Source organism: Streptosporangium sp. G12, assembly GCF_052983175.1.
The window spans coordinates 621,312-641,568 of sequence record NZ_JBRIQO010000001.1 but is presented as its reverse complement, the minus strand read 5'-3'; the positions used below and the strand labels follow the sequence as shown (position 1 = coordinate 641,568).

The following is a 20,257-nucleotide window of genomic DNA, read 5'->3' as shown; positions in this document are numbered from 1 at the left end:
CGACCCGGTGAGCTCCATCCTGATCGAGAACGTCCACATCGCCCCGGTCGCGGGCCCGGAGATCCCCTCGGGGCACATCCACGTCGAGGGCGACAGGATCGCGGCCGTGGGCGCCGGCCCGGCGCCGGACGTCCCGGGAGCGGCCAGGATCGACGGCACCGGCTGCCTGGCCACCCCCGGCCTGGTCAACACCCACCACCACCTCTACCAGTGGGCCTCCCAGGGGCTCGCCCAGGACGCCACCCTGTTCGAGTGGCTGACGGCGCTCTACCAGGTGTGGGCCGCGATGGACGCCGAGGTCGTCAGGGGCGCGGCGGGCGCGGGGCTGGGCCATCTGGCGCTGTCCGGCTGCACCACCTCCAGCGACCACCACTACATCTTCCCCTCCGGGCGCGGGGACCTGTTCGCCGCGGAGATCGAGGCGGCGAGGGAGGTCGGCCTGCGCTTCCACCCCGCCCGGGGCTCGATGGACCGGGGGAGGTCGCAGGGCGGCCTGCCGCCGGACGTCGTGGTCGAGCGGCTCGACGAGATCCTCGACGCCACGGCCGAGGCCGTCGACACCTACCACGACCCGTCCTTCTCCTCCATGCTCCGCGTCGCGGTCGCCCCCTGCTCGCCGTTCTCCGTCAGCGCCGACCTGATGACCGAGGCCGCCGCGCTGGCCAGGTCCAAGGGCGTGCGCCTGCACACCCACCTCGCCGAGACCCTCGACGAGGAGGAGCACTGCCTGCGGCAGGTCGGGCAGCGCCCGGTCGACTACATGGAGAAACTCGGCTGGCTCGGCCCGGACGTGTGGTTCGCCCACGCCGTCCACCTGAGTGACGGCGACATCGACGTCTTCGCCCAGACCGGTACCGGTTCGGCGCACTGCCCCAGTTCCAACGGCCGTCTCGGCGCCGGGATCGCCCGCGTCTCCGAGATGCTCCACCGGGGCGCGAACGTCGGCCTGGGGGTGGACGGCAGCGCCTCCGCCGAGCTGACCTCCCTCTCCGGCGAGATGCGGCAGGCCCTGCTGTTCCAGCGGGCCAGGTACGGGCCCACCGCGCTCACCGCCCGCCAGGCCCTGGAGATCGCCACCCTCGGCGGGGCGAGGAACCTGGGCCGGCAGGAGGAGCTCGGCTCCCTGGAGCCCGGGAAGCTCGCGGACATCGCCCTCTGGCGCACCGGGGCCTTCGCCTCCGCGGTCGCCGACCCGGTCTGCGCCCTGGTCTTCGGCACCCGGCAGCCCCCGCTGGCCCGGCTGCTGGTCGGCGGACGGACCGTCGTCGAGGACGACGAGCTGCGTACCGTCGCCCAGGACGAGCTCGGCCGCGCGGGAGGCGAGGCGCACCGCCGCCTCATGCGCCTGGCGGCGGAGCAGGGCTTCGGGATCCCGTGACCTTCCCCGCGGGTGGCCCGGAGGCGTCGCCGGGCAGGACCGGGCGTCCGGAGCGTCCGGGGCGTCCGGGGGGAGGGGCCGGGCGTCCGGGGTGTCCGGGGGCGGATGTCAAGATGGTGCTCCGTCTCACCGGGGTCCGGCATCCGCCTCCCGTCCGCTCGTACCGGCCGGGGACGCGTGCCCCCCATCCGTCACCAGGGAGCAGGGTTGTCTGAGTCGTCGGGACACGTCGTGATCGCCCCGGACAAGTTCAAGGGTTCGCTGACCGGTGCCGAGGTCGCCGCGCGGGTCGCGGCGGGTCTCGGGCCCGGCGTCGCCACGGTCGCGCTGCCGGTGGCCGACGGCGGTGACGGCACCGTGGACGCCGTCGTGGCCTGCGGTTTCACCCGCGTCGAGACCGAGGTCACCGGTCCCGTCGGCGTACCGGTCCTCGCCTCCTACGCCTGGCGCGACGCCTCCTCACCGGGGGACGCCTCTTCGGGAGGGGACGTGCCGACGGCGGTCGTCGAGCTGGCCGAGGCGTCCGGCCTGCGGCGGCTGCCGGTCGCCTCCGGGCCCGCCGCCCCGGCGGGATCCCCCGCGCACGAGGGCGTCGAGCTGGCCCCGCTCACCGCGACCAGCCACGGCACCGGCGAGCTGATCGCCCACGCCGTACGGCGCGGGGCCCGGCGGGTCGTGCTCGGCCTCGGCGGCAGTGCCTGCACCGACGGCGGCACGGGCATGATGCGGGCGCTCGGCGTCCGCTTCCTGGACGCCGAGGGGCGGGAACTCCCCTTCGGGGGAGCGGCCCTCCGCGACCTGGCGAGAATCGACACCTCCGGACTCATCGCCGTTGACGGGGTCGAGTTCGTGGTCGCGGGCGACGTGGACAACCCGCTGCTCGGCCCGCACGGCGCCGCCGCCGTGTACGGGCCGCAGAAGGGCGCGAGCCCCGACGACGTGCGGCTGCTCGACCGGGCTCTCGCCCGGCTCGCCGCCGTCGCCGCGCACACCCACGGCCTGGTCGGGGCCATCGAGCACGACGGCGTCGTCCGCTCGATGGGCGTGGCCGGGCAGCCGGGCGCGGGCGCCGCGGGAGGAGTGGGCTTCGCCGCGCTGGCCTTCCTGGCCGCCGACTTCCGCCCGGGCATCGACTATCTCCTGGAACTGCTCGGCTTCCGCGACCGGCTCGAGGGCGCGCGCCTCGTCGTCACCGGTGAGGGCTCGCTCGACGAGCAGACGCTGCGCGGCAAGGCACCCGCCGGGGTGGCGAGCGCCGCGGCCAAGGCGGGGGTCCCGGTCGTCGCGGTCTGCGGGCGCCGCAGCCTCGGCGACGAGGAGCTGAACGCGGCGGGCATCACGGCCGCCTACGCGCTCACCGACATCGAGCCCGACCCGGCCGTGTGCATGTCCCAGGCGGGCCCGTTGCTGGAGCGGCTCGCCCGCAGGGTCGCGGAAAGGCACCTTTGACAGGCGGCGAGGACGGAGAGCGGATGAGCGCAGGGGCTGAGGACGTACCGGATCTGGTCATCCGGTCCCGCAGGGTCGTGCTGCCCGGGGGAGAGGGGCCGGCGGCGGTCGCCGTACGGGACGGGAGGATCGTCGGGGTGCACGCCCACGACGCCGGGCCGGACGCCGTCGAGCGGGTCGACCTCGGCGACGTCGCGCTGCTGCCCGGCCTGGTCGACACCCACGTGCACGTCAACGAGCCCGGCCGCACCCACTGGGAGGGTTTCGCCTCCGCCACCCGGGCGGCCGCGGCGGGCGGGGTGACCACGATCGTGGACATGCCGCTCAACTCGCTGCCGCCGACCGTGAACGCGGACGCCCTGGCCGTGAAGCGGAGGGCCGCGGACGGGCAGTGCGCGGTGGACGTCGCCTTCTGGGGCGGGGCGGTCCCCGGCAACGTCGGGGACCTGCGGGCGCTGCACGAGGCGGGTGTGCGCGGGTTCAAGTGCTTCCTGTCCCCGTCGGGCGTGGACGAGTTCCCGCCGCTGGACGCGGACGGCCTGCGGGCCGCCATGGTGGAGATCGCCTCCTTCGACGGCCTGCTGGTCGTCCATGCCGAGGACCCCGCGCTGCTCGCCGACCCCGAGGGGCCGGGATACCCGGAGTTCCTCGACTCCCGGCCGGGAGAGGCCGAGCGCCGCGCCGTCGAACGGGTCGCCGCGCTGGCGGGGGAGACCGGGGTGCGGGCGCACATCCTGCACGTGTCGTCCGCATTGTGCCTGGAACCGCTGGCGAAGGCCCGGCGGGAGGGGGTGCGGCTCACCGCGGAGACCTGCCCGCACTACCTCACGCTGATGGCCGAGGAGGTGCCCGAGGGCGCCACCCAGTTCAAGTGCTGCCCGCCGATCCGCTCCTCGGCCAACCGCGACGAGCTCTGGCGCGGGCTCGCCGACGGGGTGCTCGGCTGCGTCGTCTCCGACCACTCGCCGTCCACCCCCGACCTGAAGGTGCCCGACTTCGCCGCCGCCTGGGGCGGGATCTCCTCCCTCCAGCTCGGCCTGACCGCCGTCTGGACCGAGGCGGTACGGCGCGGGCACGACCTGGGCGACGTCGTGCGCTGGATGGCGGGAAACCCGGCCGAGCTGGCCGGGCTGCGCGGCAAGGGCGCGATCGCGGTGGGCGCGGACGCCGACCTGGTCGCGTTCGACCCCGACGCCGTCCACACCGTGGACGTCTCCGCCCTGCACCACAGGAACCCGGTCACGCCCTACCACGGCAGGACGCTGGTGGGGGAGGTGCGCACGACGTGGCTGCGCGGCCGGGCCGTGGGTAGGGAACCCCGGGGCGCCCTCCTGTAGGGCCGTCGGACCTGAAGGGCCGTGGAACGACCCCGGTGGCCGGGCCGGCTCCCCGCGAGAAAGGTTCTCTCCTTGACCGAGTTCACGACCGGATTCACCGCACTGCCCGATCTCGCCCTGCGCACCCTCGGCGGCTCGGTCATCGCGGCCAACGACGAGTCCTTCGCCGAGAAGGAGAGCCTCATCAGGCCGGGCCGCCCCGGCTTCATGCCGCACACCTTCGGGGCCAAGGGCCAGGTCTACGACGGCTGGGAGACCCGCAGGCGCCGCGAGCCCGGCCACGACTGGGCCCTGGTCAGGCTCGGCATGCCCGGGGTGATCAGGGGCGTCGTGATCGACACCGCCTGGTTCAAGGGCAACTACCCGCCGTACGCCTCCGTCGAGGCCGCCGAGGTCGAGGGCTACCCCACGGTCGCCGAGCTGGAGACGGCCGGCTGGACGGAGATCGTTCCCAGGAGCGACCTGAAGGGGGACGCCGAGCACCTCTTCGCGGTGCCCGGTGAGCGCCGCTACACGCACGTGCGGCTGAACATGTTCCCCGACGGGGGCATCGCCCGCCTGCGGGTGCACGGCGAGGTCAGACCCGACCTGTCCCTGTACGAGGGACTCGGCCTGGACCTGGCCGCCCTGGAGAACGGCGCGCTCGTCACCGCGTGCTCCGACGAGTTCTACTCCTCGCCCAACAACGCCATCTCACCCGGCCTCGCCCGCCACCAGGCCGAGGGCTGGGAGACCGCCCGCCGCCGCGACGACGGCAACGACTGGCTGGTGATCCGCCTGGCGGGCCCCGGCGTCGTCGGCCTCGCCGAGATCGACACCACCAACCTGGTGTTCAACGCCCCCGCCGAGGTCTCCGTCACGGGCAGCGCGGACGGCACCACCTGGTTCCCGCTGCTGCCCAGGACCCGCCTGCTGCCCGACACCCGGCACCGCTTCCGCATCCGGGACGCGCCCGCGGCCACGTACGCCAGGGTCGACATCCATCCCGACGGCGGCCTGGCCCGGATCCGCCTGCACGGCTTCCTCACCGAGGGCTGACCCGCGCCGGTGCGGGGTCAGTACCAGATGGTGACCTCGGTGCCGGGCGGGACCGCCTGGCCGCCCGCCGGAACCTGGGCCAGCACCCTGCCCTTGCCCAGGGTGCGCCTCAGCTTCACCGTGACCCCCGCGGCGCGCAGCTCGTCTCTCGCCGCCCGGTAGTCCTTGAACACGATGTTCGGGATCACCACGATCTTCTGGTCGTCGCCGGGCGGGGGCTCGCCCTCGCGCTCCCAGGGCCAGCGCCAGTCGCCGCCGCACTGCGACAGGGTCAGCCGGACCACGGCGCCCCTGTCGACCTCGGCCCTGGGCAGCGGGTCTTGGGCGATGACGGTGCACGGCTGGGCGGAGTCGGTCTGCTCGACGAACTCGGGAACGAACCCGGCCCCGCGCAGCACCGCGTCGGCCTGGTCGCGGGGCATGCCCCTGATGTCCGGCATGACCAGGCCCGCGCTCACGACCAGGTCGAGCTTGCTGTTCTCCTTGACCGGGTTTCCCACCGCGGGGATGGTCCGCATCACCTGGCCGCGCGGCACGGTCTCGCTGGCCTGCTTCCTGACGTCGTCGACGAGGAGGGAGGACTCCGCCAGCTTGCTCCTGGCCTGCGGTTCGGTCATCCCCACCACGTTGGGCACCGCCACCCGCTTGGGGCCGGCCGAGGCGATGAGGATCAGCTTGCTGTTCGGCTCGACCTCGGTGCCCGCCGCGGGCTCGGTGCGCAGCACGATCCCCTTGGGAACCTTCTCGTCGTGCTCGGCCTTGCCCGTCTCGACCGTGAAGCCGCTCCGCTTGGCCTCGCCGGTGGCGGCCGTGACGTTCTTGCCCACCAGGGTGGCGGGCACCACGATGGAGGTGTTCTGCGAGAACAGCCAGCCGGTCACCCCCACCGCGACCACCATGACCACGGCCAGCCCGATCAGGAACCAGCGGGCCCCCGACCCCCTGCGCGCCCTGGGGGCGGCCTCGGGGCGGTCGCCGGCCGGGCCGGTGAGCAGGTCGGCGCGGGGCTGGATCAGCGTGTGGTTGGCCGGGGCAGGAGGCGCGGGCGCCACCATCTCGTGGCCGTGCGGCGGGCCGACGGGGACCGACGGCACCGGGCCGCTCTCCCTGGGCAGCATCCGGTGCGCCTCGACGGCGGCGACCAGCAGCGCGGTGGCGTCCGCCGGGCGGTTGGCGGGGTCGCGGGCCGTCGCCCTGGCCACCAGCGTGTCGAGCAGCGGGGAGGAGCCTGGCAGCAGCGCCGAGGGCACGGGCACCGTGTCGTGCACGTGCCGGTAGGCCACCGACATCGGGGTCTCGCCCTCGTACGGCTGGCGGCCGGTCAGGAGCTCGAACAGCATGATGCCGGCCGCGTAGACGTCGCTGCGGGCGTCGGCGCCCCCGGAGGTCACCTGCTCGGGCGACATGTAGCCGATGGTGCCGATCATGACACCCGTGCGCGTCTGGTTGCTCGCCTCGATCGCGCGGGCCAGGCCGAAGTCGACGACCTTGACCCGGCCGTCGTCGGCGAGCAGCACGTTCTCCGGCTTGACGTCCCGGTGGATCAGGCCGGACTGGTGGGCGGCGCCCAGCGCGGCGAGGACGGGGATCATGACTTCCAGCGCCTCGCGGGCGGGCAGCCTGCCCCGGGCGCGGAGCACGTCGCGCAGGGTCCGCCCCGGCACGTACTCCATGGAGAGGTAGACGTTGTCGCCGTCCGTGCCCTGGTCGAACACGTGCACCACGTTGGGGTGCGACAGGCTGGCCACCGACTTGGCCTCGCCGATGAAGCGCCGCACGAAGGCGGGGTCCTCGGCGAGCGAGCGGTGCATCACCTTGACGGCGACCGTGCGGTCGAGCCGGACGTCCAGGGCCAGATAGACGGTCGCCATTCCGCCCCGGGCGATCCGGGACTCAACGCGGTAACGCCCGTCGAGGAGTTTCCCGACCAGGGGGTCCGTAAGCGTCGTGTCCACGTGGCCGAGTTTACGGGCGATTTGGCGCCGACAGGATCCCCGAATCCCAAACCGATGCCGAGACGTGGTGGTTTTCTATCGATGAACCACCGGCGTGCTGTCGATCGAGGGAGAGGAGGCTTCCGCGTAGCGACGCCGGGGTATCCGCCCGGCCATACGGGCCGCCCGGCCCGCGGAGACGGCCGAGCGCATCGCCCGGGCCATCAGGTCCGGTCGCTGTGCCCGGGTGACCGCCGTGGCCAGCAGGACCGCGTCGCAGCCCAGCTCCATGGCGAGCGCCGCGTCGCTGGCCGTGCCGATCCCGGCGTCCAGAATCACCGGCACGCTCGCGAACTCCACGATCAGCTCGATGTTGTGCGGGTTGCGGATGCCCAGCCCCGAGCCGATCGGCGCGCCCAGCGGCATCACCGCCGCGCAGCCCGCCTGCTCCAGCCTGCGCGCCAGCACGGGGTCGTCGCCGATGTAGGGCAGCACCGTGAACCCGTCGGCGACCAGCCGCTCCGCCGCGTCGAAGGTCTCGATGGGGTCGGGCAGCAGGGTGCGCTCGTCGGCGATGACCTCCAGCTTGACCCAGTTCGTCTCCAGCGCCTCCCTGGCCAGCCTGGCGGTCAGCACGGCCTCACCGGCGGTGAAGCAACCCGCGGTGTTCGGCAGCACCTTGATGTCGCGCCGGCGCAGCACATCGAGCACCGAGCCCCGCGCGGCCGGGTCGAGCCGCCGCATCGCGACCGTGGTCAGCTCGGTCCCCGAGGCGGCGAGCGCCTGGTCGAGGATCTCCAGGGAGGGGGCGCCCCCGGTGCCCATGATCAGGCGAGAGGAGAACTTCTCGCCGCCGATGATCAGCTCGTCGGCCATACCCGTCATATCCGTCATGTCAGCTGTGTCAGCCATGTCAGCCGTGTTCGTCATCGCCCGTCACCCTCCCTGGACCGCGGTGAGCACCTCGACGCGGTCGGCCTCCGCGAGCGCCGTGGACTCCCAGGCGCCGCGCGAGACGACCTCGTCGTTCACCGCGACGGCCACCCCGCTCCGCACGTCGGTCAGCCGCCGCACGGCCTGCGCGACGGTCGCCCCGGAGGGCAACTCGTGCGCGGCGCCGTTGATGGTCACGTTCATCGGTACTCCTGAGGTGTGTGCTCCCGGAGGCGGTGTTCCCGCGGCGGGTGTTCCCGGAGGGTGCGCTCCTGTGGGGTGTGCTCCTGGGAGCCGCGCTTCCGGGGGGTGCGCTCCCGGGAAGCCGGCTCCTGGAAGCGGAGGGGGGAGCAGACCGCGGCGAGCCCCGGGTCCGGCTCACCCGCCCCGCCCACCTCACCCGTCTCGCTCACGCAGAGGTCGGCGGTGAGCGGCGCGAGCAGGACCCCGCCCCGGTGGTGGCCGGTGGCCAGGTGGAGACCGGGCACGATCGTGGGACCGATCAGCGGCAGGTTGTCCGGGGTGCCGGGGCGCAGTCCCGCGGCCACCTCCGACACCTCCAGCTCGGTCACCCCGGGGACGAGCTCCCGCGCGTCGCGCAGCAGCTCCCACAGCCCCCCGGCGGTGACACGGGTGTCGAAGCCCATCTCCTCCTGGGTGGCGCCGAGGACCGTCTCGCCGTCGCCGCGCGGCACCAGGTAGACGTGCGAGCCGTGGACGACCCCGCGCACGCACCGCCGCAGGATCGGCGCGGGGGAGCGCAGCCGCATGATCTGGCCCTTGACGGGCCGCACCGGGGGCAGCGCCTCCGGGGGCACTCCCTCCAGGGAGCCCGACCAGGCTCCCGTGGCGAGGACCACCAGGCCGGCACCGACGGTCTCGCCACCCGCCAGGCGTACTCCGGTGACCGTTCCCGAGGACGTGAGCAGCTCGGTCACGCGGGCGCGCACCAGGGCGCCGCCCGTACGCTCCAGGGCCGCCAGGAGCGCCGCGGTGACCCTCCTGGGGTCCACCCAGGCGTCGCCGCCCGCCAGTAGGCCGCCCCGGACGGCGGGGGCCAGCATGGGCTCCAGGCGGCGGCACTCGCGGCCGGTGAGCCGCTCGGCGGGCAGTCCCAGCCTGGCGGTGAAGGCGGCGAGGTCGTCCAGCGCGGCCAGGTCGTCGGAGCCGAAGGCGACGTCGAGCGTGCCGTCGGTGCGGTAGTCGAGATCGTGCCCGCTCGCGTCCGCCAGCTCGGCGGCGAAGGCGGGCCAGCGCTCCAGGGAGGCCAGGCCCAGCCGCAGCAGCGGCTCCTCGGTGTAGGTGACCTCGCTGACCGGGGCGAGCATGCCCGCCGCCGCGTGCGAGGCGCCGGAGGCCGGTGCGGGGTCGGCCACCGCCACCCTCAGGCCCCCGCGGGCGGCGCGCCACGCCACCGACAGGCCGATCACGCCCCCGCCGGCGACGAGAAGATCGAAATGGTCCGCCATACGTGCTCCGCTCCCTTCGCCGGCATGACCCGGATCAGGTTCGTGGCGGTCGAGGGCTCGCTCGCGGCCGCTGTCCAGACCTCGCTCGCGGTGCCGTGCCCGATCGCGCCCCAGGGCGCGTCTCCTCGCACATCACCGGCTCGCAGGGTCCTTCTCCGCCCGCAGCCCTCCTCTCAGCCCGGTGCGTACCGGGCTCCCGCGCGTCTTCACCCCCACCCTAAGGGTTCGGGCAACACGCTTAGCGCGTCAGATGTGAGGTAAATCCCGTTTTCGTTATCAACGACCGTTGGTAGGAGTACGGGGTTCCCGCTTATGGTCGGGAAGTGTGAATCATGTCGTGGTGGTTGGCGCCGGCCTGGCCGGTGTACGCAGCGTCGAGGCGTTACGGGCCCGTGGGTTCGGCGGCAGGATCACCCTGATCGGGGAGGAACGGCACCGGCCCTACGACCGCCCGCCCCTGTCCAAGGGGGTGCTGCTCGGCGAGACCGACTCCACGGTCGTCGACTCCGACCTTGACGCGCTCGAGGTCGACTTCCGCGCGGGCGTGTCCGCCAAGGGGCTGCACCCCGGCGTGGTCGAGACCACCGAGGGCGAGCTGGCCTACGACGGCCTGGTCGTCGCCACCGGGGCCCGCCCGATCAGGCTGCGCGGGGACGGCCCCCAGCACGTGGTGCGCACCATCGACGACGCGCTCCGGCTGCGTTCACTGCTCGGCGAGGGAACCAGGGTCGCCGTCATCGGCGCGGGCTGGATCGGCGCCGAGGTGGCCACCGCCGCCCGCAGGGCCGGCTGCGCCGTGACCGTCGTCGAGGCCGCCGGCACCCCGCTGGCCACCGCGCTCGGCCAGGCCGGCGCGTACACCGCCCCCTGGTACGCCGAGGCGGGCGTCGACCTGCGCCTGGGCACGATGGTCGCCTCCGTCGACCACGGAGGGCTCACCCTGGCCGACGGCTCGGCGATCGAGGCCGACGTGGTCGTCACCGGCGTGGGCGTGCGGCCCGCGACCGAGTGGCTGGCCGGGTCCGGCATCAGGCTCGACAACGGCGTGGTCACCGACGAGCACCTGCGCACCTCGCTGCCCGACGTGGTCGCGGTGGGCGACTGCGCGGCCTGGTGGTCGCGCCGCTACGGCATCCGCCTCCGCGTCGAGCACTGGGACACCGCCCTGGGCGCCCCGGACGTCGCGGCGGCCACCCTCGTCGGCGACGCCGCGGTCTACGACCCGGTCCCCTACTTCTGGTCCGAGCAGTTCGGCCACATGGTCCAGTACGCGGGCCACCACGACGGCGCCCGCCTGATCCTGCGCGGCGACCCGGCGGCCGAGGGAAAACCCAGGTGGGCGATCTGCTGGGTGACCGGGGACGACCGGCTCACCGCGGTGCTCTCCGTCAACCGCCCCCGCGACCTCGTCCAGGGGCGCCGCCTCATCGAGGGCGGGCAGCGCCTCGACGTCGATCGCCTCACCGACCCTGCGATAGCGTTGCGCGATTGTACGGTGGCGTAACCTCGCCGCCAGGTGTTTGGCGAAGGGCTCGATGTGGTAGTGGTGGATTCGTGACGCTTTCTGTTGCGCAGATCGACCGGGAAACCGACCAGCTGGTGGGCGAGTGGCTCACCCTGACCGAGGTGGCCAGAAGGCTCAACCTGAGCGCCGGTCGCGCCAAGCAACTTCTCAAGGACCGCAAGCTCATCGGAGTGCGCAGGGGCGGTGGCGAGCCACAGGTCCCCGCCGCGTTCCTCGCCGACGGAGACGTCGTCAAGGGCCTCCCCGGCACCCTCACGGTGCTCCTGGACGCCGGATACGACGACGTCGAATCCCTTCGCTGGCTTTTCACCCCCGACGACACGCTTCCGGGATCGCCGGTCGACGCGATCCTGGCGGGCCGCCACACCGAGGTGAAGAGACGTGCTCAAGCTCTCGGTTTCTGACGCCCGCCTGTATCTCTGTACGGACGGGCGCCGGGACCGGGGGGACCTCGCGGACTTCCTCGATGCCGCCCTCGCGGGCGGGGTCGACATCGTGCAACTGCGCGAGAAGGGCCTTGAGGCGCGCGAGGAGCTCGACCTCCTCGCCGTCTTCCGCGAGGCCTGCGACCGGCACGGCACCCTCCTGGCCGTGAACGACAGGGCCGACATCGCCTACGCGATCCGTCCCGACGTGCTCCACCTCGGCCAGGATGATCTGCCGGTGCGGGTCGCGCGCGACATGCTCGGCGACGACATCCTCATCGGGCGCTCCACTCACGCCCCCGAGGAGGCGTCCGCCGCGGCCGTCGAGCCCGGTGTCGACTACTTCTGCTGCGGCCCGATCTGGCCGACGCCCACCAAGCCCGGCAGGTTCGCGCCGGGCCCCGGCCTGCTCAGGCACGCCGCGGCCCTGGAGACCGACCGGCCCTGGTTCGGCATCGGCGGCATCGACCTCGCCAACCTCGACGAGGTGATGTCGTACGGCGTGCGCCGGGTCGTGGTCGTGCGGGCGATCACCGAGGCCGACGACCCCAAGGCGGCGGCCGAGGAGTTCAAGCGGAGGCTGGCCGTCCCCGCCTGAGGCCCCTCCGCCCGGCGAGGACCGCGTTCCCCGCCGGGCGGGCCGGCCTGTCCGCGAACCTTTTCACGAACCGGTTCGCGAACCCGCCGCCGCTCGGCCGGGTGTGCGTCCGGCGCGCGGTCAGGTTCGCCGGGAGGTGGCGGCCACCGCGAGGTCGGCCAGGGCCGCGCGGGCCTCGGGAAGGATCGGGGCGCCCTCCAGCGAGCCGAGGGCGTTCTCCAGATACCCCTTGATCAGGTCCTCGCACGCCACGAGGGCCCCCGTCTCCTCGATGATCCGGCGCAGCCGGTCGACCCCCGCCTCGTCCAGGCCGGGGTCGCCCAGCGTGGTGCGCACCACCTGGGCCTGCGACTCCGAGGCCGCGGCCAGCGTGCGGGCGATGAGCATGGTCCGCTTGCCCTCGCGGAGATCGTCGCCGGCCGGTTTGCCGGTCTCGTCAGGGTCGCCGAACACGCCGAGGATGTCGTCGCGCAACTGGAAGGCGATGCCCACGGACTGCCCGTACTCCTCGCAGAGCCGGTCGATCCACGGCTCCCTGCCCCGGGCGGCCAGCACCAGGCCGAGCCGGAGCGGCTGCTCCACGGAGTACTTGCCGCTCTTGAAGAGGGCGACCCGCAGCGCGCTGTCGAAGGTGCCCTCCCCGTGCGCCTGCTCCAGCAGATCGAAGTACTGCCCGCACATCAGCTCGGTGCGCATGTCGTCGTGGACCTTCTGCGCCGCCGCCAGCGAGGCGGCCGGCAGGCCGCTGTTGCGCCACATCTCACCGGACCAGATGAGCATCAGGTTGCCCAGCAGGATGGCCGCCCCCTCGCCGAACTGCTCGGCCGAGCCGTGCCAGCCCGCCTTCCTGTGCAGATCCTCGAACCTGCGGTGCGCCGAGGGCATGCCCCGGCGCAGGTCGCTGGCGTCCATCACGTCGTCGTGCACCAGGGCGCTGGCCTGGAGCAGCTCCAGCGAGGCCGCGGCGGCGAAGAGCGCGGGATCGTCACCTCCGCCCGCGCCACGCCAGCCCCAGTAGCAGAAGGCGGGTCGCAGCCGTTTGCCGCCCGCGAGGAAGTCCTCGGCCGCCGAGACGAGCGGGGCCAGCTCCGGAGCGCTGACCTGCGGGCGCTGCCGTTCGACGAATCGCCGAAGAGAGCGGTCCACCTCGGACCGGATCGTGTCCAGCGCGGCTGCAGAAGTGATCATCGAATACCTCCAGTGTGGAGACCCTGGGCTTCAGCTCTGGGGGGGAAACGCGGTACGTTGCCGTGCGCCGCGGCAGCGTGACCAGCGGTGATGACGCACCGATCACCGTACGCATGATCGACAAGATCCTCTCCGCCGGTCCGGCGGAGAGGTGGAACGCCTGTGGAGCCGATGTAAGGCACGACACCTCCGGGTTCCTTGCGACTGGCGACGAGGCAGGAAACCCAATCTATGAAAATCGGAATCTCCCGCCTTCGACGGCGGGAGGAGGTCAGGTAATGAGATTAACGGTCCAAGAGGACATTTCGATCTAGAGGGGCGGTTGATTTGCGCGATAATTGACATAAGGCCGTTCTGCGGGTGGCGGCGATGATCTGATCGGGCACCCGGGCGGCCGGGCAAGTATCCTTGCCCCATGGCTCTGGGTCGCGCATCTGTCCTCCCCGATCGTGTCGCCACCGTCCGCGAACTCCTCGCCGCCGGTGCCCGCTCGTTCTCCTTCGAGTTCTCCCCCCCGAAGACCGACGAGGGAGAGCGTCAGCTCTGGCGAGCCGTCCGTGAGCTGGAGTCGCTGCACCCCACCTTCGTGTCCGTCACCTACGGCGCGGGCGGCAGCACCCGCGACCGCACCGTCGACATCGTCGAGCGGCTCGCCCACGAGACCACGCTCACCCCGGTGGCCCACTTCACCGCCGTCAACCACTCCGTCCGCGAGCTGCGCCACCTGATCGGCCGCTTCGCGGGGGCGGGCGTGCGCAACATCCTCGCCGTGCGGGGCGACCCGCCCGGCGACGTGACGGGCGAGTGGGTGCGCCACCCCGAGGGCGTCCAGTACGCCGAGGATCTGGTCCGGCTCATCCGCCAGTCCGGCGACTTCTGCGTGGGCGTGGCCGCCTTCCCGTACAAGCACCCCAGGTCGGGTTCGGTCGAGTCCGACACCGAGTACTTCGTGCGCAAGTGCCGCGCGGGCGCCGACTACGCGATCACCCAGATGTTCTTCCGCGCCGAGGACTACCTGCGGCTGCGCGACCGGGTGGCGGCCGGCGGCTGTGACACGCCGATCATCCCCGGGATCATGCCCGTCACGCAGATGAGCACCATCGCCAGGTCCGAGCAGCTCTCCGGCGCGCCGTTCCCGCCGGAGGTGGCCGAGAGGTTCGCGGCCGTCGCCGACGATCCGGCCGCCGTGCGCAGCCTCGGCATCGAGCACGCCGCCGAGCTCTGCCAGACCCTGCTCGACGAGGGGGCGCCCGGCATCCACTTCATCACCTTCAACCGCTCCAGCGCGACCCGAGAGGTCTTCCAGGCCCTCGACCACACGCCGAAGGCCGCCCCGCTGCCGACCTGAGCCGTCGCGTCCCGGCCGCCCCGCCCCCGCTCCCGCCGGGGCACGGCGGCCGGCGGGTGGTCCCTGTCCGGCGGGGCCCCGGTCACCGGGGCCCGGCCCGGCTCCCCGAGCGGGGCACGCCGGTGCGGGACGTCCCGGGAGGGTGGCGTCCCGGCGGGGACCCGGAGCTCCGGCCGGTGGCTCAGCCGCCCAGCGGCAGGACGGTCCCGAGGATCGCGTAGCGCTCGTGCCCGCCGGGAAAGACGAACTGCGTGAGCAGGTCCACGAAGCCGATGCTCCGGTAGAGGTGCCGGGCCGCGGTGGGCTGGTCGCGGGTCGACAGCACGGCGGTGCGCTCCAGGCGGCCCGCGCACATGCCCGTGATCATCGCCCGGCCGATGCCCTTCCCCTGGTAGTCGGGGTGGACGTGGATCTCGGCGAGCTCCAGCGCGTCGCCCAGCCAGCCGCGGGCGCTGCCCTCGCCGTGTTCCTCCGCGAGGGCCCGCCTGACCACGTCGTGCCACCACTGGCCGGGAACCCCGTGGAAGCCGTAGGCGACGCCCACCGGCGTGCCGTCGGCGAGCTCGGCGAACAGGCAGGTGAAGGCGGGGTGGGTGGCGTGGTTTCCCATGATGAGCCTGCGGCCGGCGATCTGGTCGGCGGGCGGGTTCATCGCCTCGGTGTAGACGTGGAGGACCGCGTCCAGCCGGAGCCTGAACTCGTCGGGTCCGATCCGTCGCAGTCCGATCACGCGTCGCACCCTAGCAGTGCGGACGTGGCGCGGGTCGGCACGATGCGAGAGCGCGGCGCCTGGTGAGTGCGGCGCTCAAGTGCCGCGGAGGACCGTCATTCGACCTCGACGGGAACCCCGCCGGTGATGCGGACGAGCTCCTCGAAGGAGGTCGGGAAGACGGTGTGCGGATGGCCGGCGGCGGCCCAGACGACCTCGTGCTTGCCCAGCCAGGTGTCGACCAGGGTCCTGACCGGCGCGGGGTGGCCGATCGGGGCGACGCCGCCGATGACCTGGCCGGTGGCCGCCCGTACGAAGGCGGGGTCGGCGCGCCGCACCTTCGCCACGCCGGCGGTCCTGGCGATCAGGTCGGTGTCGACCCGGTGGGCTCCGCTGGTCAGCACCAGGAGCGGCTCGCCGTCGGCCTCGAATATCAGGCTGTTGGCGATGGCGCCGACCTCGCAGCCGAGCTGCGCGGCCGCGGTGGCGGCGGTCGGGGTGGCCTCCGCGAAGACGACGATCTCGCCGGGGACGCCGTGCTCGCGCAGGACGGCGGCGACCTTCTCGATGTTCGGATGCAACTTTTCTGGCACGCGGCCACTCTAAACAGATTGACCGTTGATTGCCGCTTTATAACCGGCGGCCTGCACGGGGAACCCGTGCGCTATGGTCCCTTGACCTGATCCATAGTGATATGAGGAGTTGATTGAAAGTGGGGGTTGGACAGCGGCAGGGAGTGGCCGCGCTGATGACGGCGGGGGCCGTGCTCCTCTCTTCCGCGGGCGTCACCCTTTTCGCGGGCGCCGCCGCGGCCCAGACCTCGGCCTCCCCGGCCGTCTCGGCCGTGACGGCGACGGGGGCGAGCCCGTTCGTCGCACCGGGCAAGACGCTCAAGCTCGGCGCGAAGGGCGCCGCGGTGAAGGTGCTCCAGACCCGGCTGGCCGAGCTCGGCTACGCCCCGGGCAGGATCGACGGCCGCTACGGCGGGGCGACCCTGGCGGCGGTCTGGGCCTTCCAGAAGGTCAACGGCGTCACCCCGACCAGCACCGTGGCGCGCAGGACCTGGGCCGCCCTGGAGGCCCCGCTGGCGCCGAAGGTGCTCGTGCCCAACGGGAAGCCGACCCGGGTGGAGGTCAACCTCGCCAAGCAGGTGATGGTCCTCTACGTCGGCGGTGTGGTGAAACTGGTCAGCCACACCTCCTCCGGCAGCGGGATCTCCTACTGCGAGACGGCCACCTGGGAGGGCAGGGCCCAGCGGTTCTGCGGCGACGCCCGCACGCCGACGGGCGACTACAAGACCACCTGGCGCAGGGACGGCTGGCACAAGTCCTACCTCGGCCAGCTCTACAACCCGATCTTCTTCAACGGGGGCATCGCCTTCCACGGCGCGCTGTCGGTGCCGCTGGCGCCCGCCTCCCACGGCTGCGTACGGCTGCCGATGCACGTGGCGGAGGTCCTTCCCGGTCTGCTCGGTACGGGAGTGCCGGTGCACGTCCGAGGCAGGTTCGCCCGGTAGGGCGGAGGGACGGGCGATCCGGCGGGCGTGACCCCGCCGGTCGTGAACCGGGGCCCCGGGAGACGGCGATCTCCCGGGGCCCTTTCGCGTGCCCGCACGCACCGATCTCCCCGGACTCGCGTGTGCCCTCACATACCCGAAGATCGAACTTTTGTTCGCCGTTTTACTTGACAGTATTAGTGATCGAATTTATGTTCGATGTGATGGCACGGGGCTCGCGGCTCGTGTCCGAGGGCGGCCGATCCGGTCCACGTCGTCGGCGGAGACGATCGGGCCAGGTCAGGACGGGCGGGGAGAGGGGAAGCTCCTCGTCCGGCCGTCCGGTGGATTTGTCGGTGGGGTCTGCGAGTGTGATACCACCGGCGAAAACGCCGGAGCCGCTTGCGACCAAGGAGGCTGAAGCACTATGACCCCTCGGCTCAGCGATTCCGGTGGGCCCCGGTTGTCCCCCACGGTGCGGGCGCACCTCTCAGACGCGCGCGACTGCCTCGAAGAGGCCGCCGCCGCCCGGACTTCCGCCGCGCGTTACGTCGCGGCCCATCTCGCCGCGCTCAGGGCGGCCGCTGCCGTCCTGGCGGCCCGTCCCCGTCCGATGGAGGGCCGCAGGAGGCGCAGGCTGCGCAGCGCCTGGGAAATGCTGCCCGAGGCCGAGCCCCGCCTGGCCGAGTGGGCACCCTACTTCGAGACGAGCGCGGCCAAGCGGGCCGCCGCCGAGGCGGGCCTGACCCGCACGGTGTCCTCACGAGACGCCGAGGAGCTCATCTCCGAGGCGGAGCGTTTCGTCACCGCCGTGGAGAAGCTGCTCGGCGTGCCGAGCCAGCCCATGCTCCCCGGCCAGGTCCCCCTAGCCGGTTAGAGCCGGAGCGGCCTCCCACCCGGGGTCGCCGCCCGGGCTCACCGGCGCCGTCCCCGTACGTCTCCGTGCCCACCGGTCCTCCCGGGCGGGGCACGGAGACGTACGGGGACGTTTTTCGCGTCGCCTGCCCCTCGCGTCGCCTGACCTCGCGTCGCCCGTCCATCGCGCCACCCGCCCAGGGCGCCCCCGGGCCGCCCTCACCCCGTCCGTTCTCACGCCGCCGCCGTGGAGTTCTGGCGGGCGGCGCGGTGACGTAGCAGGAGCATGGCGGCGTCGTCGCTCAGCGGCCTGCCCACGTGGTCGAGCAGGTCGGCGCGGAGGGCGTCCAGCGAGCCCTGGGGGTCGTCGCCGTCCAGCAGGTGCGCCCGCTCCAGCAGCGGGTAGAACTCGCCGGTCCCGTCGCGCGCCTCGATGACCCCGTCGGTGTAGAAGAGCACCTGGTCGCCCGGCTCGAACGGGATGTGGTGCGGCTGCGGCTCACTGGCCTTGAGGGCGCTCATGCCCAGCGGGAGCGCCTCGTCCGGCGGGTCGGCGAACCAGATCGCGCCCTCGGCGTCGAGCACCATGGGCGCCGGATGGCCGCAGTTGATGACGGTGATGGTGGAACCGCCGCTGATCTCGGCCAGCACGGCGGTCACGAACTGCTCGCCGGACAGCTCGCGGGTCAGGGCGTTCTCCAGGCGCGCCACGACGCCCTGGAGCGTCCTCTCGTCGTGGGCCGCCTCCCGGAAGGCCCCGAGCACCACGGCGGCCGTCTCCACGGCCTCCAGGCCCTTGCCCTGGACGTCTCCCACGATGATCCGAACCCCGTGCGGGGTGGTGACGACCTCGTACAGGTCGCCGCCGATCCTGGCCTCCGCCGTGGCGGAGGTGTACGAGACGGCCACGCCGATGCCCGGTCCCGCGCGGCGGGGCACCGGGCGCAGCAGCACCCGCTGGGCGGCCTCGGCCACCGAGCGCACGTCGGCGAGCTGGTGTTCGTGGCGCAGCCGCCCGGCGCTGGCCAGCACGCTGGCCACGGTGACGCCGAGAATGGCGAGGAGGGTGATGTCGGTGCGGGGCATCCAGAGGATGTCGTTGTAGGCGCCGAGCGCGAAGCACAGCACCAGGGCGACGACGCCGACCACCGTGGTGCGGGTCAGGCCGCACGCCACGCTGGCGAAGGCCGGGCCGAGGGCGAGCAGCGGCAGGAGGCCGGACGTGGGACCCGAGCCGAAGTCGATCAGAGCCACCACGGCCATGACGACGAACGGCAGGAGTTTCAGGGTGTCCTGGGTCTTGGTGGTGCCGATCGAGGTCAGCAGCCGCAGGAAGGCACGCGTCTTGGTCGATCCCAGCGACGCCATGACGGCGCGGAGACGGTTTTTCCGGCTTGATCGAGAGTGATCGAGCCGATCATCTCCCGAGGCCATGTCCACCACATCTCGCTAAACGCATGTTTGCCTTTTCCTACCACAGTGGCGGTCAGGCCGGGGCGGGACGAAGGGCACGTTCTGCTGAGAGCGGGAATATCTGCGGGGTGGGCACGCCGGTTCCGGCGCACCCACGACCGGTCAGGGGTCGTCAGAAGGACTCGACGGCTCGGCGCGCCTCCGGGTCCAGGACGCCCCAGCTGATGAGCTCCTCGGTGAGCTCGCTGGGGGACTTGTCGTAGATCACGGCGAGGGAGCGGAGGTCCTCCTGACGGATGGACAGCACCTTGCCGTTGTAGTCGCCACGCTGGCTCTGGATGGTGGCCGCGTAACGGGCGAGCGCGCCCGCCTTCTCCTTGGGGAGCTGGGCGAGACGCTCAAGGTCGATCACAAGCTTCGGTGTCGGGCCCAGGGGGCTCGGAGCGGCCCCTCCCGGCAGCAACTCCGAGACCGGCACCCCGTAGAAATCAGCCAGTTCGGCAAGCTTCTGCACGGTGACGGCACGGTCGCCACGCTCGTAGGAGCCAACGACGACCGCCTTCCAGCGCCCGCGGGACTTCTCTTCTACTCCGTGCAGGGACAGGCCCTGCTGGGTGCGGATGGCGCGGAGTCGTGCACCCAGCGACTTGGCGTACTCAGACGGCATGGTGTGGCCCCCCGGCTCTGTTATGTAGTGCTCTCAACATGATTGTGCTACCTCGCAACTTATGCCCCGTTCACCGGGTTGGCGCCCGGGGTGGGCACCTTCGGTGACCGATGCGTCAGGGTTCACCCGATAACGCCACGAGGTGTGGTTACGGACAGTGACGGTAAAGCTGTGGGCGCCTAAGGTCAAGCTGATTGGAAAAAAGATGCCGAATCCGGTCCGGTGGGGTCCGCGTCAAACGCCGCACTTGTCCTACCCCGCATCGCGAAACCTCCGGTTTTTTCGGGACTTCCGCATGATTTCCGGCTCTTCTCCGGGATTCGGGACGACGTCCTCCCCGGGCGCGGCGACAGGCGTATGATCTTGAACGATGCGGCGGCGGGCAATACCCGGTGCGACGGTCCCGCGCTGCCGGAGGCGGGGCCCGGCGCGCCCGCGTGCCGGTCCGGACACCGCCCTGGAGACTCCGCCCGCCGTGTCCCGGCCGTCCCGCCCC

Annotated in this window: 19 protein-coding genes; 10 read left to right on the top strand and 9 right to left on the bottom strand. The window is 72.7% G+C overall.

Annotation, left to right across the window (positions count from 1 at the left end; genetic code table 11):
• Nucleotides 1-7 precede the first annotated feature (7 nt).
• The 4 genes from ACVCAG_RS02690 to alc all read left to right on the top strand — a co-directional run bounded on the left by ACVCAG_RS02690 (nt 8) and on the right by alc (nt 5,202).
• Nucleotides 8-1,378 carry an 8-oxoguanine deaminase gene (locus tag ACVCAG_RS02690; protein WP_440081901.1) on the top strand — a complete coding sequence of 457 codons (1,371 nt, stop codon included), beginning with the start codon at nt 8-10 and terminating at the stop codon, nt 1,376-1,378.
• Between the two features lie 207 nt (nt 1,379-1,585).
• The gene (locus ACVCAG_RS02685) at nt 1,586-2,827 is read left to right on the top strand and encodes a glycerate kinase (RefSeq protein WP_440081902.1); all 1,242 of its coding nucleotides are present in this window, start codon (nt 1,586-1,588) and stop codon (nt 2,825-2,827) included.
• Between the two features lie 23 nt (nt 2,828-2,850).
• A complete protein-coding gene (gene allB, locus ACVCAG_RS02680) occupies nt 2,851-4,164 on the top strand; it encodes an allantoinase AllB (protein ID WP_447189417.1) in 1,314 nt (437 codons plus the stop codon).
• Nucleotides 4,165-4,236: 72 nt separating this feature from the next.
• Nucleotides 4,237-5,202 carry an allantoicase gene (alc, locus tag ACVCAG_RS02675; protein ID WP_447189416.1) on the top strand — a complete coding sequence of 322 codons (966 nt, stop codon included), beginning with the start codon at nt 4,237-4,239 and terminating at the stop codon, nt 5,200-5,202.
• A gap of 17 nt (nt 5,203-5,219) precedes the next feature.
• Here alc and pknB read toward each other — a convergent pair whose 3' ends face one another.
• The 4 genes from pknB to thiO form a co-directional block, all read right to left on the bottom strand.
• Entirely contained in the window at nt 5,220-7,157 is a 1,938-nt protein-coding gene (pknB, locus tag ACVCAG_RS02670) for a Stk1 family PASTA domain-containing Ser/Thr kinase (protein WP_447189415.1), read from the bottom strand.
• Between the two features lie 75 nt (nt 7,158-7,232).
• Complete coding sequence (locus tag ACVCAG_RS02665) at nt 7,233-8,048, bottom strand: thiazole synthase (RefSeq protein ID WP_447189414.1); 816 nt, start codon at nt 8,046-8,048, stop codon at nt 7,233-7,235.
• 24 nt (nt 8,049-8,072) lie between these two features.
• A complete protein-coding gene (gene thiS, locus ACVCAG_RS02660) occupies nt 8,073-8,273 on the bottom strand; it encodes a sulfur carrier protein ThiS (RefSeq protein ID WP_440065172.1) in 201 nt (66 codons plus the stop codon).
• The gene (thiO, locus tag ACVCAG_RS02655) at nt 8,270-9,538 is read right to left on the bottom strand and encodes a glycine oxidase ThiO (protein ID WP_447189413.1); all 1,269 of its coding nucleotides are present in this window, start codon (nt 9,536-9,538) and stop codon (nt 8,270-8,272) included. Before thiO ends, thiS begins: the two co-directional genes overlap by 4 nt.
• Nucleotides 9,539-9,863: 325 nt before the next feature.
• Between thiO and ACVCAG_RS02650 the strand changes: the two genes are divergently transcribed.
• Genes ACVCAG_RS02650 through thiE form a run of 3 tightly spaced genes read left to right on the top strand, consistent with a single transcriptional unit; the run spans nt 9,864 to nt 12,086 of the window.
• Nucleotides 9,864-11,042 (top strand): FAD-dependent oxidoreductase, encoded by a 1,179-nt coding sequence (locus ACVCAG_RS02650; RefSeq protein WP_440081908.1) that lies wholly within the window; start codon nt 9,864-9,866, stop codon nt 11,040-11,042.
• 50 nt (nt 11,043-11,092) lie between these two features.
• On the top strand, nt 11,093-11,467 hold the full coding sequence (locus ACVCAG_RS02645) for an Rv2175c family DNA-binding protein (protein WP_362676524.1): 375 nt from the start codon (nt 11,093-11,095) through the stop codon (nt 11,465-11,467).
• Nucleotides 11,445-12,086 (top strand): thiamine phosphate synthase, encoded by a 642-nt coding sequence (thiE, locus tag ACVCAG_RS02640; protein WP_447189412.1) that lies wholly within the window; start codon nt 11,445-11,447, stop codon nt 12,084-12,086. Before ACVCAG_RS02645 ends, thiE begins: the two co-directional genes overlap by 23 nt.
• Nucleotides 12,087-12,206: 120 nt before the next feature.
• Here thiE and ACVCAG_RS02635 read toward each other — a convergent pair whose 3' ends face one another.
• On the bottom strand, nt 12,207-13,274 hold the full coding sequence (locus ACVCAG_RS02635) for a polyprenyl synthetase family protein (protein WP_440081910.1): 1,068 nt from the start codon (nt 13,272-13,274) through the stop codon (nt 12,207-12,209).
• 415 nt (nt 13,275-13,689) lie between these two features.
• On the opposite strand from ACVCAG_RS02635, the gene metF reads away from it, so the two are divergent.
• Nucleotides 13,690-14,622: a methylenetetrahydrofolate reductase [NAD(P)H] gene (gene metF, locus ACVCAG_RS02630; RefSeq protein ID WP_440081911.1), complete on the top strand. Its 933-nt coding sequence runs from the start codon at nt 13,690-13,692 to the stop codon at nt 14,620-14,622.
• Nucleotides 14,623-14,803: 181 nt separating this feature from the next.
• On the opposite strand, the gene ACVCAG_RS02625 is transcribed toward metF, so the two are convergent.
• A complete protein-coding gene (locus ACVCAG_RS02625; protein ID WP_440081912.1) occupies nt 14,804-15,352 on the bottom strand; it encodes a GNAT family N-acetyltransferase in 549 nt (182 codons plus the stop codon).
• A 95-nt stretch (nt 15,353-15,447) separates the two neighbouring features.
• Nucleotides 15,448-15,924 carry a YbaK/EbsC family protein gene (locus tag ACVCAG_RS02620; protein WP_447189411.1) on the bottom strand — a complete coding sequence of 159 codons (477 nt, stop codon included), beginning with the start codon at nt 15,922-15,924 and terminating at the stop codon, nt 15,448-15,450.
• Between the two features lie 119 nt (nt 15,925-16,043).
• Between ACVCAG_RS02620 and ACVCAG_RS02615 the strand changes: the two genes are divergently transcribed.
• Nucleotides 16,044-16,847, top strand: a complete 804-nt coding sequence (locus ACVCAG_RS02615; protein WP_447189434.1) for a L,D-transpeptidase family protein — start codon at nt 16,044-16,046, stop codon at nt 16,845-16,847.
• Between the two features lie 406 nt (nt 16,848-17,253).
• Nucleotides 17,254-17,703 (top strand): SAV_6107 family HEPN domain-containing protein, encoded by a 450-nt coding sequence (locus ACVCAG_RS02610; RefSeq protein ID WP_440081915.1) that lies wholly within the window; start codon nt 17,254-17,256, stop codon nt 17,701-17,703.
• A gap of 212 nt (nt 17,704-17,915) precedes the next feature.
• Here the strand turns inward: ACVCAG_RS02610 and ACVCAG_RS02605 are convergent, their stop codons facing one another.
• Nucleotides 17,916-19,049, bottom strand: a complete 1,134-nt coding sequence (locus ACVCAG_RS02605) for a SpoIIE family protein phosphatase (RefSeq protein ID WP_440081916.1) — start codon at nt 19,047-19,049, stop codon at nt 17,916-17,918.
• A gap of 217 nt (nt 19,050-19,266) precedes the next feature.
• Nucleotides 19,267-19,761: a transcriptional regulator BldD gene (bldD, locus tag ACVCAG_RS02600; protein WP_329424589.1), complete on the bottom strand. Its 495-nt coding sequence runs from the start codon at nt 19,759-19,761 to the stop codon at nt 19,267-19,269.
• Nucleotides 19,762-20,257: the final 496 nt, after the last annotated feature.